The organism is Enterococcus sp. AZ109, assembly GCF_051714625.1.
Classification (GTDB): Bacteria; Bacillota; Bacilli; order Lactobacillales; family Enterococcaceae; genus Enterococcus_A.
In genome coordinates this window covers 362478-380295 of record NZ_JBIOSF010000001.1, presented here as the reverse complement: position 1 = coordinate 380295, position 17818 = coordinate 362478, and the positions used below count along the sequence as shown (strand labels likewise).

Annotated in this window: 17 protein-coding genes; 16 read left to right on the top strand and 1 reads right to left on the bottom strand. The window is 44.8% G+C overall.

Annotated elements, in window-relative coordinates; translation table 11 throughout:
* Positions 1-4: 4 nt before the first annotated feature.
* Complete coding sequence (locus IGI42_RS01830; protein WP_438713914.1) at positions 5-550, bottom strand: guanylate kinase; 546 nt, start codon at positions 548-550, stop codon at positions 5-7.
* A gap of 166 nt (positions 551-716) precedes the next feature.
* Here IGI42_RS01830 and IGI42_RS01825 point away from each other — a divergent pair, with 166 nt between their 5' ends.
* From IGI42_RS01825 to IGI42_RS01750, 16 genes are all read left to right on the top strand, one after another.
* On the top strand, positions 717-1358 hold the full coding sequence (locus IGI42_RS01825; protein WP_438713913.1) for a lactate utilization protein: 642 nt from the start codon (positions 717-719) through the stop codon (positions 1356-1358).
* Between the two features lie 30 nt (positions 1359-1388).
* Positions 1389-2063 (top strand): response regulator transcription factor, encoded by a 675-nt coding sequence (locus IGI42_RS01820; RefSeq protein WP_438713911.1) that lies wholly within the window; start codon positions 1389-1391, stop codon positions 2061-2063.
* The gene (locus IGI42_RS01815; RefSeq protein WP_438713910.1) at positions 2051-3211 is read left to right on the top strand and encodes a HAMP domain-containing sensor histidine kinase; all 1161 of its coding nucleotides are present in this window, start codon (positions 2051-2053) and stop codon (positions 3209-3211) included. The genes IGI42_RS01820 and IGI42_RS01815 overlap by 13 nt, the downstream gene beginning before the upstream one ends.
* 94 nt (positions 3212-3305) lie before the next feature.
* A complete protein-coding gene (locus IGI42_RS01810) occupies positions 3306-4193 on the top strand; it encodes an ABC transporter ATP-binding protein (RefSeq protein WP_438713909.1) in 888 nt (295 codons plus the stop codon).
* Entirely contained in the window at positions 4190-5389 is a 1200-nt protein-coding gene (locus IGI42_RS01805; protein ID WP_438713908.1) for an ABC transporter permease, read from the top strand. Before IGI42_RS01810 ends, IGI42_RS01805 begins: the two co-directional genes overlap by 4 nt.
* A complete protein-coding gene (locus IGI42_RS01800) occupies positions 5367-5996 on the top strand; it encodes a hypothetical protein (RefSeq protein WP_438713907.1) in 630 nt (209 codons plus the stop codon). Before IGI42_RS01805 ends, IGI42_RS01800 begins: the two co-directional genes overlap by 23 nt.
* 115 nt (positions 5997-6111) lie before the next feature.
* Positions 6112-6501 (top strand): BlaI/MecI/CopY family transcriptional regulator, encoded by a 390-nt coding sequence (locus IGI42_RS01795; RefSeq protein WP_438713906.1) that lies wholly within the window; start codon positions 6112-6114, stop codon positions 6499-6501.
* Positions 6482-8254 carry a BlaR1 family beta-lactam sensor/signal transducer gene (locus IGI42_RS01790; protein WP_438713904.1) on the top strand — a complete coding sequence of 591 codons (1773 nt, stop codon included), beginning with the start codon at positions 6482-6484 and terminating at the stop codon, positions 8252-8254. Before IGI42_RS01795 ends, IGI42_RS01790 begins: the two co-directional genes overlap by 20 nt.
* Positions 8255-8284: 30 nt before the next feature.
* A complete protein-coding gene (gene pbp4 / locus IGI42_RS01785; protein ID WP_438713902.1) occupies positions 8285-10312 on the top strand; it encodes a penicillin-binding protein PBP4(5) in 2028 nt (675 codons plus the stop codon).
* Positions 10313-10367: 55 nt separating this feature from the next.
* Positions 10368-10550, top strand: coding sequence for a hypothetical protein (locus IGI42_RS01780; RefSeq protein WP_438713901.1), 183 nt, complete (start codon positions 10368-10370; stop codon positions 10548-10550).
* A 97-nt stretch (positions 10551-10647) separates the two neighbouring features.
* Positions 10648-11313, top strand: a complete 666-nt coding sequence (locus tag IGI42_RS01775) for a response regulator transcription factor (RefSeq protein WP_438713900.1) — start codon at positions 10648-10650, stop codon at positions 11311-11313.
* Complete coding sequence (locus IGI42_RS01770) at positions 11314-12231, top strand: sensor histidine kinase (RefSeq protein ID WP_438713899.1); 918 nt, start codon at positions 11314-11316, stop codon at positions 12229-12231.
* A 127-nt stretch (positions 12232-12358) separates the two neighbouring features.
* Complete coding sequence (locus tag IGI42_RS01765) at positions 12359-13027, top strand: ABC transporter ATP-binding protein (protein ID WP_438713898.1); 669 nt, start codon at positions 12359-12361, stop codon at positions 13025-13027.
* Between the two features lie 12 nt (positions 13028-13039).
* Complete coding sequence (locus tag IGI42_RS01760) at positions 13040-15685, top strand: ABC transporter permease (RefSeq protein WP_438713897.1); 2646 nt, start codon at positions 13040-13042, stop codon at positions 15683-15685.
* Positions 15686-15820: 135 nt separating this feature from the next.
* The gene (locus tag IGI42_RS01755) at positions 15821-16603 is read left to right on the top strand and encodes an alpha/beta hydrolase (RefSeq protein WP_438713895.1); all 783 of its coding nucleotides are present in this window, start codon (positions 15821-15823) and stop codon (positions 16601-16603) included.
* Between the two features lie 151 nt (positions 16604-16754).
* The gene (locus tag IGI42_RS01750; RefSeq protein WP_438713894.1) at positions 16755-17801 is read left to right on the top strand and encodes a DUF1002 domain-containing protein; all 1047 of its coding nucleotides are present in this window, start codon (positions 16755-16757) and stop codon (positions 17799-17801) included.
* Positions 17802-17818: the final 17 nt, after the last annotated feature.

Sequence of the window (17818 nt, the reverse complement as noted above, 5' to 3'; positions counted from 1 at the left end):
TCAGCTATCGAAGGTGTTGCTTCAGCTGCTGGATCATGGCTTTTAATGGTTGTTCCCCATCGATTTTGATTAAGTCTGGCAATTTTTCCAGCTCCGGGAAGCGTTCTTGTTCTTCAGCAAATAATTCCAAGCGGCGGGTAATTTCTTCTTGAGGAGCTTGGCGTTTTTTTAAACGCTGATGGATCGTCTCCTTTGAAACGTCGATTAGAACGGGAACGACCGTAGAGCCAAAGCTGCGTCGCAAATTCCAAAAACCCGGCATCGTGATCGGGTCATAGCAGTCGCCTTTTTCCAGTGCCCTTTGAATACTGATCTTGGCAATTCCATAATAGTGGTGATCATAGCGATCATATTCAGCAAAGGCCTCTGCTTGAATCATTTCTTCAAACTTTTCCTTAGAGACAAAATGATAATCCATCTCATCTTTTTCACCTGTTCGTTTAGGCCGGGTGGTGTAGGAGATGATTTTTTGTGCTGGGGAAAAACAGCTATTGGCCAAAGTCGTTTTCCCGGAGCCGCTGGGACCGATGAATAAATAGCAGCGTGACATATTTTTGCCTCCTTGCTCATGATAAAATTGGACTGACATCTTTTATCCAGTATAAAGAAAAGTACGCCATTCAGCCAGCGTCTTGCTGACGAATGTTGAATAAGCATTGCCAACCAAGTCAAAATACAGGAGAATAGAAGAAAAGAATTAAGGGAGCAGAAGATAAATGGATACTATTCATCAGCAGCAATATGCGCAAGCTGCGAAAACATTGAGTAAAAAACTGGAACGACGCAATTTTCAGCCGATTATTTGCCAGACATTGGCTGAAGCCAAGGAGAAAGCGCTGGAACTGATCGAATCCAACAAAGTTGTGGGTTTTGGTGGATCAATTACCTTGGTGCAATCAGGAATTATCCCAGCACTTTATGATCGCGGTCAGCCGATGATTGATCGGGACAAAGCACGAGATATGGCAGAAAAGCATCGCTTAATGAAACAGGCATTAACCGCCGACTATTTCTTGACCAGTATCAACGGTATTTCGGAGGACGGTCAGCTGGTGAATATCGATAATGTCGGCAATCGGGTCGCGGCAATTACCTATGGTCCGGATAAAGTATTCGCCTTCGTTGGGATGAATAAGGTTTACGGCGATCTGGAAACAACGATTAAAATGGTTCGCAAACGGGCAGCTCCCCTGAATTCTTTTCGCATCGGGCTAGAGCATACTCCCTGTGTGAAGGAAGGCTTTTGCGGTGATTGCTTAAATGAGGAATGTATTTGCAACACGATTGCTGTGACTAGGAGATCCAAAGATACTGAGAGAATTACGATCTTTTTGATTTTGGAAGATTTAGGCCTTTAATTTACCGATCTAAAAGAAAGGAAAACCGCCATGCCTAAACGATTACTGATTGTTGATGACGAGAAAGAGCTGCTGGACACCTTAAAGGATTATTTTGAGCTGTCGGATTATTTAGTTTACACGGCTGAAAATGCTCAGCAGGCTGAAAGTCGATTATCAGCCAAACCGGACTTGATCCTGCTGGATGTTTCCATGCCGGAAATAGACGGGATAACCTTTTGCAAAAAAATTCGATCATCGGTAGGCTGTCCGATTATTTTTCTCTCCGCCAAAATCGATGAAGCCAGCCGCTTAGCCGGATTGATGGCCGGTGGTGATGATTACTTGCTGAAGCCTTTTAGCCTGAAGGAGCTGGGAATGCGGGTAGCGGCCCATTTACGGCGGGAAGAAAGGAAAAATACGCAGGAAACAATCGGCTTTTTTGGTGATTTAGTCGTTAAGTTCCAGCAAAAACAGTTGGTGGTGAAAGAAGCAGCGGTGCCTTTGACGAAAACGGAATTTATGATTGTGGAGCTGTTGGCAGGTCATCCGGGAATCGTATTTAGCCGGGAGCAACTCTATGAAAAACTGTGGGGCTTTGACAAAGAAGGCGATGCGGCGATTATCACCGAGCATGTTCGCCGCATTCGTACTAAGGTGAAAAAGCTGACAAGTCAAGAGTGCATTCAAACAGTCTGGGGGTCCGGCTATAAATGGATTGGTTAGAAGAGCAGCTGGAAAGAATGAAAATTAAGTCAGTTCGTTTAGCTGGCAGCTTGTTTTGGACGCTATCTATCGGTCTTATTTTAGTGTTGCTGGCTTGGATTTTCACTATTAGTTTGACCGTCAGCTGGGAACGGCTGGCGGTAGGTGATCAGGGACGTTTGACCACCTGGAGTTATTTGTCATGGCAAGCGCCAGCTGCTGAGCTGAGTCAGAATCAGACCCTCCAGTGGATGGAGACGATTCGTTGGGGCAGTTTGCCGGTTTATTTGGGGCTGTATTGTTGGGTGGTCTCGAAGTTTTTTGTAGAAAAGCGTATTATGCAGCCTTTGACGGTTATTTTCGATGGTGTCGAAACCATCAAGTCGGGGGATTTAGGTCAGCCGATTTTTTATCATGGCAAAGACGAATTCCAGCTGCTCACCGATCGCTTCAATGAGATGCGATTGCAGCTGAAGGAGAGCCAGCAGCAGGTACAGCAGCTTCACCTAGAACAAAAGAAGCTGAATGCCGCCTTTTCCCATGACTTGCGAACACCCTTGACGGTGATTCAAAACAATGCCGAAATGATTGAAACCTTTTATCCTAATGGCAAGATGACCGACGAGCTGCTGGCTAAATCCTTGAGTAAAATTCAATCTAACGTTCAACGGATGAATGATTTTGCGGAAACCATGAAATCCATTCAAAAAATAGATGATTTTGAGGTTCAGATAAAAAGGGAGCCCCTAAGTAAACTGGTGGAAACAATTCGTGACCTGCTGCATACCTTTGACTTAGACGAGGATGCACTTCATTTGACTGGTAATTTTTCAGCCGGGGCTTTTTATGATTTGTATTTAATCATGGAGGTGCTGGAGAATCAGTTAACTAATGCCGTGAGATACAAAAAGCAGCGGGTGGATGTTACGCTGGAACGGCAAGATCCTTATCTTTTTCTATTTGTGAAAGACGATGGGATCGGCTTCACTAAAGAAGAGTTAACTTATGCCACCACGCCGTATTTTTCAAGAAACAAAACGGAGCACTTTGGTTTAGGTTTAACGATTGCCAGCAGTTTGACTGAAAAGCATGGCGGCGTATTAAGACTGGCCAATGGTGCGGAAAACGGGGCAATTGTCTCAGCGGTCTTTTATATTAGTAACGGCTAAACCTGGAAATGCACGCTGATTTCCAGGTTTTTCTATGATGTAGAGAAATTATAGATAAATTAGTTATAAACTGTAGATGACAGGAGGAGATCTTATGGAAATCATTATCAAACGCTTGAATCAGTATTATGGCCGAAAAAAGGTACTGCATGATATTGATTTAGAGATCGAGACCGGCATGTACGGCTTATTGGGAAGAAACGGTGCCGGAAAATCCACTTTGATGAAGACGTTGGTGACTCTGCTGCCGGTTAAAGAAGGCGCAGTCAGGATGGCGGGCATCTCCATTGAAAAACGCAAAGAAATTCGCGGTATCGTGGGTTATTTACCTCAGGAATTTTCCCTGTATGGCAATATGACTGTTTATGAAGCGATGGATTATTTGGCAGTGTTAGCGGAGATGAAGCAGGGGGAACGCAAACAGCGGATTCTCGATTTATTGGAGCAGGTAAATTTACTGCCTTACCAGAAAACCAAAGTCAAAGCCATGTCTGGTGGGATGAAGCGCCGCTTGGGAATTGCCCAAGCCTTATTAAACGATCCGAAAATTCTAATTGTTGACGAGCCAACTGCGGGCTTGGACCCGGAAGAAAGGTTGCGGTTTCGTAATCTGCTAAGTGAAATTAGTGAGGACAAAATTGTACTGCTTTCTACACACATCGCTGGCGACATCGAAGCCGTTGCGGAACGGTTAGCGATTATGGATGAAGGTCGGATTGTTTTTTCTGGTGATGTCAGCCAACTGCTGCTGCGGGCGGAAGGCAATATTTATGAGGTGGATTTACCACGCACAGAACTAACCACGGTGAAAAAACAGGTGAATATTATCAGCCTCCATCCAGACGGTGCTAGTACCCGGGTGCGTTTTATTGGCAGAGTGGGTACCTTAATTATGGAAAACCCTTTAGTGCGGCAAGTACCGCCTACGCTGGAGGATGCTTATCTTTACTGCTTGGACGAGAGGGCAGGTGGTAATCGATGAGCTTATTATTAAAAGAAATAAAAATAAACTTAAAGAGTTTAACTTACTGGGTGATCGTCATTATATTAGGTCTGTTTGCTTTCTCGCAAATTGGCGGCGATTTGACGGGAATATCTAAGCCCACGCCCAATCAGTCCGATTACGGCATGACTCAGACCGATGATCCGCAGGTGATCCAAGAATCGGCTTACCAGATGCTTTTAGTCGAATATGTCAGCAATACTTACTCCTCATATCCCTATGGCTTCTTAAAATCGGTTCGTCTATCAGACACGCAGCAGCAGGAAATTGAGGAAATACTGACTTCGGCAAGTGGAAGATCCATCGAGCTATTAACCGAGGACTATATTAACTCCGTGACCCCGGATGCCAAGATTGAATCTACCTTCCCAGTGAAAAAGGATCATTCTTACAAAAAATTCCAAGCAGACATGCGGCAAGCGGCAGGAATGATTGGTAAGAAGTCCAATTATGAGGAAGAAATCTACCGCAGTGATGCCTTCGCACCAAGAACATATGAGCAGGCTATGGAAGATTTTCAAATAATGGTTGAAAAGGATCAAGTTAGCGGCGCCTATGCCCGCATGGTTTGTGATTACTTTGGTATCATCTTAGCTTTAGTGCCAATTTTTCCTGCAGCAGCGGCTATGGTGCGAGACAAACGAGCTCAGGCGCAGCAAGTTATTTTTACCAAGCAGACTTCTACTGGGAAATTAATTCTGTCTCGTTATCTGAGCTGTGTGTTGCTGCTGCTAGTTCCCGTCTTGCTGTTTTCCTTAATGCCCGGCATGCAAACCTTGATGATTTCTGAAAGCGTAGAAGCGTCAGGAAATTTACTGCTGTTTTATCAATATATGCTCGGTTGGCTGTTGCCTACAATTTTGGCAGTAGTCGGTATTGGTTTTATGTTAACTGAATTAACCAACGGCATCGTCACGGTTGTTTTCCAATTAATCGCTTGGTTAGGGATCGTGTTTACCGGCAGCGGGACGCTAGTTGGAGCCGTGGGCTGGAGTTTAGTACCTCGGTTTAATACGGTGGGTGAACGAGATATATTTGAAGCTGTTTTGCCAGAGCTGATAAAAAACCGCCTCGCATGGAGTGTCGTGGGCCTAGTGTGCTGTGGCGGGACGATTCTATTGGCCGATTATAAACGCAAAGGGGGACGACTTCTTGGAAAAAGACCTAAAGCTTAGCCGGACCTTTTTCCGGTTTCATTATTGGCCCTTTGTTGCCGTAACTATCCTGTTCTTGATGACCTTCCCCTTTTTATTTGGTGCCCAATATTTGGAACCAGAGCAAACGGCGATGATTGTGGAACGGCTGTTTACGATTATTGGAATTGTCTTATTCATTCCACTGTATTTGCCGGATACGCAAAAGAAAATTCTAGCAGTGGTGCGAGCGAAGAAAACTTCTTATAGTCGGTTATTGATTCTGCGGCTAGTTCAGATTTTGGCGATGGTTCTGATTTCGTTAGCAGTCTTTCTGCTAGTTTTAAAACTGAATCGGTCAGAATTCAATTTTCTTGAATTTTTCTTCGCTGAGTTTGCGACGGTGCTTTTTTTAGGGGGCTTGCTGAATATCAGCTATACTTTTTTTCAAAATTTGATTCCCAGTACGATGGTGGCTATGATGTATTACGTCCTGAACATGTTTAGCGGCAGTAAATATTTTGGTCCCTTTTATTTGTACACTTTAATGGAAAATGATTGGCAGTCGAAAATCTGGCTGTTTCTAGCTGGAGTAGTGTTGCTGACGGTTAGTATCATCTTTAGTACGCAGCAAAAAAATAATGTATAGATTCAGGTCGTTGTTTTAAGGAATTACTTAAGACAGCGGCCTCTTTTTGTGGATTGCTTTGACAGGAGAGTCTTGCTCGTTTAAACTACAATTGTAGTTCTAATGGAGGATGTTTATGAAAAAGGAAATCAATATCACGGAATCAGAGCTGAAGGTGATGGAGGTTGTTTGGGAACAGTCAACTATCAGCTCCAAGGAAATCAACCAGCGCCTAGAAGCGTCTGAAGGCTGGAATCCCAATACGATTCGCACTCTTTTGACTCGTTTGGAGCAAAAGCAAGTCATCAGCCATACCAAATCAGGTCGGATGTACATCTACAACACCCTAGTACCGCGAGATTATTTTGTGAAACAGGAAAGCCAAAAATTTGTCCAAAAGTTTTTCGGCGGCAAAGTCAGCGACTTGGTGATGAATTTTGTTCAAGAAGAGGCAATGGATCAAAAAGAAATCGACAAACTGCGGAGCTTATTAGAGGAGCGAGAGAATGATGACTCAGTCAATTGAACAATTTCTACTTGCTAATCTATCCATGACGATTTTCTTCGCCAGTTTGTTGCTGCTGCGGAAAATAGTTGGGAAAAAGCTGAAGCCGCAATTAAGAGGGGCTTTCTGGTATCTGCCTTTTTTGAGTTTGCTCTTTTTGATTCCTAATCAGCCTTTCCGGCAACTGAAGGAGTATCTGCGCTATAATTTTGGCAGCAAAATCTTTTTCCCAGAACAGCTGGCAGCAGTCAACAGTCTTGAGCCTGACAGTGTGACTCAATCTCTTGCCAACGGCTGGATGAACGACTATTCGCTGGCGGCCAATCTGCCCTCAATCGAAAGGTATTTACAGCTTTTTGCAGTAATTTGGCTGCTGGGGATGGTCGTCCGAATAGGAATGATTTTGTCTTCTTATTATTCGTTGCGCCAGTTGATGGCATCAGGACAAGTATTGGAAACCGAGAAAATCAAGCAATCATTAGCTAAAGCCCAACGAACGCTGAATTATCAGTCGCAGGTATGTGTAATTGCTTCAAACAAAATTCAAACCCCGGCAACCAGCGGGATGTTTCGACCGGTGATTTTATTGCCTGACGCGTATAATGAGGAAGCCTCGGAAGAACAGTTATACTTGATTTTTATGCACGAACTGGGGCATCACAAAAACAAAGACTTCCATCAGCAAACCGGTTTTTTGCTTTTGACCATCGCTTTTTGGTACAATCCCTTGATTCACTGGATGAATCAAGCGGCTGCCAAGGATCGGGAAGTGACCTGCGATCATCTAGTCATGGCTCATTTAGAAAAAAAGGAAATCACCGCTTACGGACACGCGCTTCTAAACAGTGTAGTCCAAAAGCCGAATCATCAGCTGGTGGCCTTTTCTGACAATCGCAAAGGACTGACGGAACGAATCCAATTTATCGCGGCTTATCAGAAAGAAAATAAATTTCCGCTGCTTCAAGGATTAACTATTTTATTGCTGATCATTAGTGTTTTTGTGGCGGTTCCTCAAAGTGAAGGGACGCAAAAGACACCGTTATTAAAGGATGCGGGTATAATTAAGATCGTGGCCGACCGGGCGTTTGCTGACGACAGTCTGAATTCGCTGGTTTTATATGATGAGGAAGCCCAGCAATACAGTATTTATAATGAAGCGGCTGCCTATCAGCGCTTTTCCCCAGACAGTACCTACAAGCTGTGGAGCGGACTGTTCGGGCTAAAACATCAGGTGATTCAGCCATCCCAGAATCAATTAGTCTGGGATGGCACCGAGTATCCCTTTGCGGCTTGGAATCAAGATCAAGGATTAAAGGAAGCTCTCACCAATTCCACCAACTGGTATTTCCAGCAGCTGGACCAAAAACTAGGCAAAGCCACCTTGTCCAACGAGTTTAAAGCCATAAACTATGGTAACGCCAGTTTATTAGGCTCAGTGGAGGACTATTGGCTGGAATCTTCTTTAAAAATTGCGCCGATTGAACAGGTTCAGCTGTTGCAACAGCTGATGAACCATGAACTAGCTTTCTCCGATCAGGAAGTTCAAACCATCAAAGAGGCCATGAAGCTGGAAGCAGGTGAAGACTACACCCTTTACGGGAAGACCGGCACTGGGCAAAGACAAGGACAGGACAATCGTGGCTGGTTTATCGGCTTTATTGAAGCAAAGGGCAAAACCCTTTATTTTGCCTGTCATCTTCAGCAGACTGGCGCCTCCGGGCAAGCTGCTGCCACCGAAACACTGCGTATATTGCGGGAAAACGCAATTTATTAATATGAGTTAAATAGAAGGGAACAACAACTTATGCAAAGAAGTCAAAAGAACCAGAAAAAAAGCACTAAACTACCCATCATAATCATCGTAGCGGTTGTGCTCTTAGGAATCGCTGGATTTGGCGGCTACACAGTGTACCATGCCAACCAAGTGAAAAAAGCCGGAGAACAAACGGTGAAGAAATTTATTGCCGCTATTTCTGACGGCAAATACAATGAAATCCCCAAGTATTTAACTGATGCTTCCCTGAAAGATAATGGCTTTACCGCTGAGACAGTGGAAGAAAAATACCAAAACATCTTTTCTGGTATCAATGCATCGAATATAAAAGCCAAAGATATTCAAATTGAAAAAGCCGACAACGGCTACGAGTTTAGCTATACCTTGTCCTTAAATACTGGTCTAGGTGCTTTAAAGGATCAAAAGTACTCGGGTACCTTGACGGAGGACAATCAAAAAATCAATTGGACGCCTAAGTTGATTTTCCCTAATATGGATGGAACGGACAAAGTCAGCTACCAAGTCTCATCTGCTACTCGCGGGGAAATCCTGGATCGAAATGATCAAGGACTAGCCGTAAACGGCACGGTGTATCAAATTGGCGTTATTCCCAATCAGCTAGGCACCGGTGACGAACGGGCGCAAAAAATCTCCGCCATCGCTGACTCAATCGGCAGCACGACTGAGGCTGTCAATAGTGCCTTAGAACAAGGCTGGGTACAAGACGACTTTTTTGTTCCTTTAAAAACCGTCAATGCTACACCTGACAGTGTGCCAGAAGGCGTGGAGGTTCATCAAGCAACCGGTCGGACCTATCCGTTAGGAGAAGCAGCCGCTCAATTAATCGGCTATGTGGGCAAAGTGACGGCTGAGGATTTAGAGAAAAACGATGAATTAGCAGCTGAAAGCTTAATTGGCCGAACGGGGCTGGAGCGCGCCCTGGATAAACAATTACGAGGGCAAGACGGCGGCTTACTGGCCATCGTAGACAAAGACGACACCCAGAAAAAAGTGCTGCAGGAAGTCCGGAAAACCGATGGCGAAAATGTCAAACTGACCATTGACGCCAAGGCGCAGCAAATTGCCTACGACTCGCTGCAAGGTCAACCCGGCTCAAGTGTGGCAACGGCACCGAAGACCGGCGACCTGCTGGCAGTAGTCAGCTCACCAAGCTTTGACCCAAATAAACTGACCAATGGTATCAGCCAAGCGGACTACGATGCTTACAACAATGACGAAAACTTGCCATTTATGAGTCGTTTTGCCACCGGATATGCACCAGGTTCTACCTTCAAAACGGTCACTGCGGCGATCGGTTTGGATGCTGGAACAATTGAACCTAACGAAGAATTAGCCATCAACGGCTTGAAATGGCAAAAGGACAGCTCATGGGGTGGTTACCAAGTGACTCGCGTGAGTGCTGTGTCACCAGTGAACCTGCGGACCGCGTTAGTTTACTCAGACAATATTTACATGGCACAGGAAACGTTAAAAATGGGTGAAAAAACCTTTAGAGACGGCTTGAACAAATTCATTTTCGGGGAGAAGTTGGATTTGCCGATTGCAATGGACCCAGCGCAAATTTCCAATGAAGATTCCTTCAATTCAGAGGTTCTTTTAGCCGATACTGGTTACGGACAAGGTCAGCTGCTGTTGAACCCGATTCAACAAATCACCACCTATTCTGTTTTCCCTAACAACGGCACCTTGGTTTATCCTAAACTGATCGCCGATGCGGAAACGAAAACCAAAGCAGACGTAGTTTCTGCCGGAACCGTGGATACCATTGAGCAAGATATGGAAGCTGTCGTCAGCGATCCCAATGGTACTGCCAGCAGCCTGCAAAGCTTAGGCATTCCGTTAGCTGCCAAAACCGGGACCGCCGAAATCAAAGAAAAACAAGATGAACGAGGACAACAAAACAGTTTCTTGTATGCCTTTGATTCTCAAAACCAAGGCTATGCCGTGATGGAGTTCTTAGAAGACCGGGCTGATGGACAATCAGCGACCGAGTTAGCGAAGGAGCTGCTGACCTATCTGCAGGCAACTTACCAATAAGCCCTTGTCCTGACCTGGAAAGATTGGTAAGATATTTCAGAAGGACGGTGCGAGAATGAACAAGCGACAAAAGAAGAAGCAAGCCTATAAGCAATACATGCGAGATATTTTTGAAGGATATGAACAGATGCTGGAGGACCCGAAGCTGCCGGAATTGAAATTTCCTTATTTAAATGAAATCACAATTTTATCCCGCGATAGTGACGGCAAGATTCATTTTACAACTAAAGAAGTGTAGTCGTAAGGCTGAGGCGAAGATGTCTCAGCCTTATTTTTTATCCCTCAAATCAAGCGGTTCCCATGATATAATTAATGGGAATAGGAGTTGGCGCAAAATGAAGCGAATCATGATCGTTGAGGATGATCTTAGTTTAAGTGAAGGAGTGCGTTTAGCAATCGCGGCTCCGGATACCGAAATTGTTCAATACAATAATTTGGAGGCGGCCCAGGTCGCCTTCTTTGAACAGACGATGGATTTGATTTTATTAGATATCAATTTGCCAGATGGAAACGGGTTGGATTTTCTGAAGGAAATCAAAGCTGCCGCCAAAACACCGGTGATCCTGTTAACCGCAAATGATACCGAGATGGATGTGGTTTTAGGCCTGGAATATGGTGCCGATGATTATATTACCAAGCCTTTTAGTCTGGCGATTTTACGGGCCCGAGTGAATACCCAGCTGAGGAGAATCCAGGAGAAAGGTCAGAACCGGGTTGCAATCGATGACTATTGCTTCGATTTCGACAAAATGGAATTTTCTAAAGATAACCAGCTAATCGAATTAAGTAAAACCGAGCAGCGGCTACTGCGATTACTGGTGAAGAATCTCGGCGCGACGGTCATGCGGGAAACGCTTTTGGAAAAAGTGTGGGGCTCTGAAATGGAGTTTGTCGACAGCAATACCCTTTCTGTTGCCATTAAACGCCTGCGAGATAAGCTTGAGGCCAGCGACTATATTAAAACTGTTTATGGCATCGGTTATTCTTGGGTGGTGAAATAAATGCTGGATGGTAAAAGTCTTTTGCTGATTGTGCTAGGTTTTGCAGCGATCGGCGCAATTGCGGCATTATTTTGGCAGCGCTGGCAATTTCGCCAAACCATGAATCGATTGCTCCACATGCTGGATTCTGCCATTGAAGGAAATTTCAAGGAAGAAAGCTATGATGAGAGCCTGTATTCCGCCGTAGAGAACAAGATGCGGGATTATTTATCGGCCACTGAGGTTTCCAACCGGAGCATCGCGGTGGAAAAAGATGAAATTAAACAGCTGATCGCCGATATTTCCCATCAAACGAAAACCCCGATTGCCAACCTGCTGCTCTACGGTCAGCTGCTGGCTGAACAGGAACTGCCGGAAGAAAGCCGCCGCTTCATCGGCGAAATGAACAAACAAGGGGAAAAGCTGAACTTCCTGATTGCAGCACTAGTCAAGCTGTCACGACTGGAGACAGGAATTTTAGCGGTGCACCCGGAACAACATAACATTCAACGCATGCTGGAGGAAGTGGCGGCGCAGTTTCATCCTGAGGTGCAGCGAAAAAACATCCAGCTTCAGGTGGACCCGACTAAGGAACAAGCGATCTTTGACCCTAAGTGGACTGCTGAGGCCATCGCCAATTTAGTTGATAATGCCATTAAATATACTCCTTCTGGTGGGAAAATTCAGATTACGGTATATGCCTATGAGCTGTTTTGCCGGATAGATATTGCAGACACTGGGATTGGTTTCTCAGAAAGTGAACAAGCCAAAATATTCACCCGCTTTTACCGCTCAGCTAAAGTGGCGCAAGTCGAGGGACTGGGGATCGGCTTATACATTACCCGTCAGATCATTGCGGCCCAAAATGGCTACATGAAAGTCTCTTCCACGCCAGGTCAAGGCAGTGTTTTTTCGGTATTTTTGCCGCGTTCCAGCTAAAAAGGGCCAATTCTTACAACACTGTTAGAATGTTTTGCCGCTGGAAAGATTTAAGTAAGTTTTCTTTGATAAAGTCTGTAGTGTAGAGAGATACCTGCAGACTTTATTTTTTATGGAGGTTTTAGAGATGATTATTTTACAAACAAAACAATTAATGAAGATTTACGGTAAAGGTGAGACCGCCGTTCATGCGCTAGATGGGGTGAATTTGCAAATTGAAAAGGGTGAGTTCGTCGCGATTGTGGGAACCTCAGGCAGTGGGAAATCCACGCTGCTGCACATGTTGGGTGGATTAGACGAGCCTACTAGCGGCACAGTGGAGGTAGATGGCGAAGACATTTTCAAACTAAAGGAAGAAGCCTTAATCGTTTTCCGCCGCCGGAAAATCGGCTTTGTCTTCCAGAACTATAATCTGGTACCGGTACTGAACGTTTACGAAAATATTGTGCTGCCTAGTCAGCTGGATGGCAAAGCACCTAGTTCTGAGTACATCGACAGCATTGTAGAAACACTAGGCTTAACATCTAAACTAAATAATCTGCCGAATAATTTGTCTGGCGGTCAGCAGCAGCGGGTGGCAATCGCTCGCGCATTGTCCACCAAACCGGCCATCCTATTAGCCGATGAACCGACGGGTAATTTGGATTCTAAAACCAGTCAAGACGTATTAGGCCTATTGAAAATTACCAATCAAAAGTATAAGCAGACAATTGTAATGATCACCCATAATGAAGAAATTGCTCAGCTGGCCGACCGCATTTTGCGGATCGAAGACGGTCAGATTGTTGAAGGATAGGGGGTGTAAACAATGAATGTATCCAATCGTAAAAGTGTGCGGCAACTCAGCTTGAAGAGCTTATGGGCCGCTAAAGGACGAAATATTATTGCGATCCTAGCCATTGCCCTGACCACTATTTTGTTTACTACCTTGTTCACGATTGCTCTATCCATTAACCATTCCTTCCAGCAGAGTAATTTCCGGCAAGCTGGCGGCTACGCTCATGGAGTATTCAAGTCGATTACTCAAGAACAGGTAGAGGAATTAAAAACCGATCCACTGATTAATGAGTATGGACTGCGGCGAATTGTAGGGATGCCTAGAGAAGCACCTTTTAATAAAAACCATGTGGAAATCAGTTATACCGACGCCAATCAAGCCAAATGGATGTTTATTGATCCCGAAAAAGGGCGATTGCCGAAAGAAGGCACGAATGAAGCCGCTGCCGACCTGCGGGTTTTACAATTGTTGGGGATTGAGCCTAAGCTGGGCCAGAGCCTTACCTTAACCTTTTTGGTGGATGGTCAAGAAACAACGGAGACCTTTACGTTGTGCGGCTGGTGGTCACACGATGATGCCATTGCAGCCAGCCATGTTTTGATCCCTGAAAGTCGGGCACAGGCAATTTTTGATCAGCTGGAAACCACCGGTAAGGATGGGATGACCACCTTTTGGTCAATGGACGTTATGTTTGCCAGTGGGTTGAATATCGAGGATAAAGTTGAGACAGTGCTGCAAAATCACGGCTATCAAGGAGAAGATCAGCGTAAGGATGATTATATAGGGACAGGCGTGAACTGGGGATACACTGGAGCACAGGCCTTGGACAGCCAGGATCCTTTTACCATTCTCGCGATGGTTGGACTATTGGTGTTGATTGCCATCACCGGTTATTTGATTATTTACAATGTTTTCCAAATCTCAGTAACTGGCGACATTCGCTTTTACGGCCTATTGAAGACAATCGGCATGACCAATCGGCAAATTAAACGCATCATTAGAATACAAGCAATCGTCTTGTCCTTGATCGGTATTCCAATTGGATTATTGTTCGGTTACCTGATCGGCGTTAAGCTGACTCCGGTAATATTACTGCGGATGAATGGTGCTGTAGTTGATGCTGTTTCTACTAGTCCCTTGATTTTCGTTGTCTCGGCCTTGTTTGCCTTGATAACGGTGCTGATTTCTTGTCATCGTCCCGGCAGACTCGCTGCAAGAGTTTCGCCAGTGGAAGCTGTTCGCTATACCGACCAAACCGGCAAAGCAAAAGGGGTGAGAAAAGCCACAAAGGGTGCTTCTTTACCTAAAATGGCCTGGGCAAACCTCGGGCGCAACCGTCGCAAAACGATTGTTACCATTCTTTCACTTTCCCTTTCCGTTATGCTGCTTCAGCTGGTGGCTACCTTTACTAACGGGTTTGATATGGATAAATATCTGCGAAGTGTAGCAACTGATTTTATTTTGGCAGACGCAGATTATTTTCAGTCCTCCATAGATTTGGGGTGGGGCGAGGATCAGGGAGTCACCGAAGAAGCCATTGACGCAATCAACCAGCAAGGCGGCGTAACCGCAAGCGGCCGCACCTATGGTCACACGTCAATGGTTCAAGAATTCGTAACCGAAAAACGCTTCCGTTCAGTCTACGGTCGTTATTATGATGAAGAGCAACTGGATCGATTAGTGTCCGATAGTGATCATTTGAATGAGCTGGTGGCAGATCGGGTAGAATTGTATGGGATGGAAGCATTCATTTTAGACAAGCTGACAGTGCTGGAAGGAGATTTAGCAGATGTTTACGCTCCAGGCAGTCGTTCCATCGCCGCGGTTTATCTAGCAGACGACTATAATCAGCCGAAGATGGACAGCAATTGGGCGAAAGTCGGAGACACCGTCACCTTGCGGCATACGAGAGAATGGGAATACTACAATCCGGATACTGAAGAAATCTATGAAGAAATGCCGGAAGATGACAATTGGGAAAGTAGACCTAAGATTTACGAAGACATTGACTATCAGGTCGCCGCTTTGGTTATGATCCCTGCCAGCTTGAATTACCGATATTATGGTTCGGATGAATTTATCTTAAACGACCAGACCTTCATGAAGGACACGCAAACGAACGCCATCATGTACTATACCTTTGACACCACCAAAAAGGCTAATGCTGGAATGGAGAAGTTTTTAACCGATTTTACTAGCGGGGAGCAATCCCAGTTTGATTATGAAAGTAAGGCAACCTACGTAGAAAATTTCGAATCCTTCCGGGGAATGTTCCTGCTGCTAGGCGGTGTATTATGCGTCATCATCGGAACAATAGGCATCTTGAATTATGCTAATGCCCTATTAAGCAGTATTTTAGTGCGACGCCAAGAATTCGCGATGCTGCAATCCATCGGGATGACTGGACGACAGCTGAAGCAAATGCTGATTTGGGAAGGCTTGTATTACACCTTGGGTTCGGTCTTATTGTCCTCGATTCTGTTTCTGGCAGTCGACCCGCTGCTTAGTCAATCATTAGGAAAAGTCGTCTGGTTTTTCACCTATCGCTTAACCATTTGGCCGCTAGCGGTAGTTGCTCCGCTATTTACGCTCTTAGGAATTGTCCTGCCGCTAATCAGCTACCGCTATGTCTCGAAGCGTTCAATTGTTGAACGATTGCGGCAAACGACTAACTAAATAGGTCTGGATACCTCGATTGAATTCACCTTTTCGGTGACTTCAATTGAGGTATTCATTTTGTGTTTCACCCAAAAGTTTGGAAGCGGGTGATTTAAGGGGATTGTGCTACACTTATCTGATGAGGTGAAAGTCGTGAAGAGGTGGAAAAAAGTGCTGATTTTTTTCGGACCAATCATTTTAATTCTAGTTCTGGGATTTTTCTTATGGTTTCGGCAGCAGGAGCAGGTTTTAACCGAGGTAAAAGTGGAACCCCACAGTAAAACCGTCACCCTGTTTGTTCCCGGTTACGGCGGCAATCGTACTTCCTTGGGTGGTGTGGTCTCCAGGTTGGATCACTTTGACTTGGGAACCTTCAGCTATCGAACATCTATTGACTCTGATGGGCATTTTTCTGAGGAAAAGCAGCAGGGTTATGGTGATAATTCCATGATCCAGCTATTGTTTGCCGATAATAAAGACCCAAAAAAAGAGGTCAAGCAGATTTATCCATATTTACAGCATTTGAAAGAACAAGGCTTCGACAAAATGAATCTCGTGGGTCATTCAACAGGCGGGCCGATGAGTGTGGCGATTATGACCACCTATTCCGATGATCCCTCTATTCCAAAACCGGAAAAACTGATCAGCATTGGCGGCGATTTTCCGCTGCATCCTAATCAAGCTTATTTAGCTGAAGGGAAGAAGCTGCCAAAGGATTTAAAGGTTCTGGCAATTGCCGGTAATATTTGGGGCCGTCCGACAGATGGATTGGTAAAAGAAGCGGAAGTAAAAGCAATCGAACCGGTGATCGATGGAAATGTCGCAAGCTATCAATTTAAGATTATTGACGGCTCTCCGTTAACGGCCTTTCATTTTATGCTCCACGAAAACCCGACGATCGATAAAATGATTGCCGAATTTCTCTGGTCTTCGTAAAAACTAAAGAAAATCATCCAACTTTGGTCTGATTTAATTGTTAAATTAAAGTAAGAGTGGTAAATAATTGCTTAAATGGCACCAATCTCTCCGCTGAAGGTGGCGGAATCAACTAAAATAGAACCAGAGATACCTTAGGAGGACACAACAAATGAAACTACACAAATACATTATACTAGCAAGCTTAACCTTGTCGTTAGGTGCCGGAGCCATTCAAACTGCATCGGTGGCTCATGCCAGCAACACCAGTTCAGAGACAGTCATCAATGAACGCTGGGGCAAACCAACCTTTGTGGCCGGCGCCGGCTTGAACCAACAACAGCTAACCGACACTATGAGTGAGCTTGGCATTAATCAAGACAGCGTAAAAATGGAACAGGCTACTGGAGCCGACTTAGTGAAATATCTTGGCTATGGCAGCGGCGATGACAGCGTAATGTTGAGTTCAGTCGTAGTAAATCGGGAAGATCCAGGAAAAGGGATTGCGGTGCAAATTCTAACGCCTAACAATATTACCCAAATTACTGCCGATCAATACAAGAATCCTTTAGTTACTGCTGGAATTTCTGATGCGACCGTAAAAGTAGCCAGTGTGGTTAAGGTTACTGGTGAAAGTGCTCTGACCGGTGTCTACAAAGCCTTCGAATCAAATGGCGAAACCGTTGACCCTGCTCGCGCGCAATTGGCCCAAACAGAATTGGATACTACCAATGAAGTTTCACAGTCGATTGTTAACAGTGCCAGCGAAAATCAAGACCAGCAGGACTTATCTGCTGACGATCAAGCAAAAGCTGATGAAGCCTACAAAGCACAACTGAACCAGACCTTAGTGGATATCAAGAAGGAATTAGCTGACTTGAAGGAAAAACAAGGCGAACTTGCTACGAAAGAAGATGTGCAAAATATCGTCAATGACGCTTTGGAGAAAAATAATTTGTCCCAACTCATCAGCCAAGACGACATTAACAAATTAGTCTCACTAGCTGAGCAATACCAGACAACCGATGGTGTACTGGACAAAGAATCTATCGAACAATTGGACAAAATCAGCAGCGATTTTAAAGACACTGTTAGCAGCCTTTCTGACCAGCTAGGGCAATTTGGCGATTCATTAAAAGGCACCCTAGAAGAAAATCAAGGATTCTTTAGCAACTTATGGCAATCAATTAAAAATTTCTTTGCTAATTTGGGTAACTAATCTGTTAGTTGCCCAAA

Bases quoted from the DNA above. Each gene is read 5' to 3' on its own strand.
- IGI42_RS01830 (WP_438713914.1), bottom strand. From the start codon at position 550: ATGTCACGCTGCTATTTATTCATCGGTCCCAGCGGCTCCGGGAAAACG.
- IGI42_RS01825 (WP_438713913.1), top strand. From the start codon at position 717: ATGGATACTATTCATCAGCAGCAATATGCGCAAGCTGCGAAAACATTG.
- IGI42_RS01820 (WP_438713911.1), top strand. From the start codon at position 1,389: ATGCCTAAACGATTACTGATTGTTGATGACGAGAAAGAGCTGCTGGAC.
- IGI42_RS01815 (WP_438713910.1), top strand. From the start codon at position 2,051: ATGGATTGGTTAGAAGAGCAGCTGGAAAGAATGAAAATTAAGTCAGTT.
- IGI42_RS01810 (WP_438713909.1), top strand. From the start codon at position 3,306: ATGGAAATCATTATCAAACGCTTGAATCAGTATTATGGCCGAAAAAAG.
- IGI42_RS01805 (WP_438713908.1), top strand. From the start codon at position 4,190: ATGAGCTTATTATTAAAAGAAATAAAAATAAACTTAAAGAGTTTAACT.
- IGI42_RS01795 (WP_438713906.1), top strand. From the start codon at position 6,112: ATGAAAAAGGAAATCAATATCACGGAATCAGAGCTGAAGGTGATGGAG.
- IGI42_RS01790 (WP_438713904.1), top strand. From the start codon at position 6,482: ATGATGACTCAGTCAATTGAACAATTTCTACTTGCTAATCTATCCATG.
- pbp4 (WP_438713902.1), top strand. From the start codon at position 8,285: ATGCAAAGAAGTCAAAAGAACCAGAAAAAAAGCACTAAACTACCCATC.
- IGI42_RS01780 (WP_438713901.1), top strand. From the start codon at position 10,368: ATGAACAAGCGACAAAAGAAGAAGCAAGCCTATAAGCAATACATGCGA.
- IGI42_RS01775 (WP_438713900.1), top strand. From the start codon at position 10,648: ATGAAGCGAATCATGATCGTTGAGGATGATCTTAGTTTAAGTGAAGGA.
- IGI42_RS01770 (WP_438713899.1), top strand. From the start codon at position 11,314: ATGCTGGATGGTAAAAGTCTTTTGCTGATTGTGCTAGGTTTTGCAGCG.
- IGI42_RS01765 (WP_438713898.1), top strand. From the start codon at position 12,359: ATGATTATTTTACAAACAAAACAATTAATGAAGATTTACGGTAAAGGT.
- IGI42_RS01760 (WP_438713897.1), top strand. From the start codon at position 13,040: ATGAATGTATCCAATCGTAAAAGTGTGCGGCAACTCAGCTTGAAGAGC.
- IGI42_RS01750 (WP_438713894.1), top strand. From the start codon at position 16,755: ATGAAACTACACAAATACATTATACTAGCAAGCTTAACCTTGTCGTTA.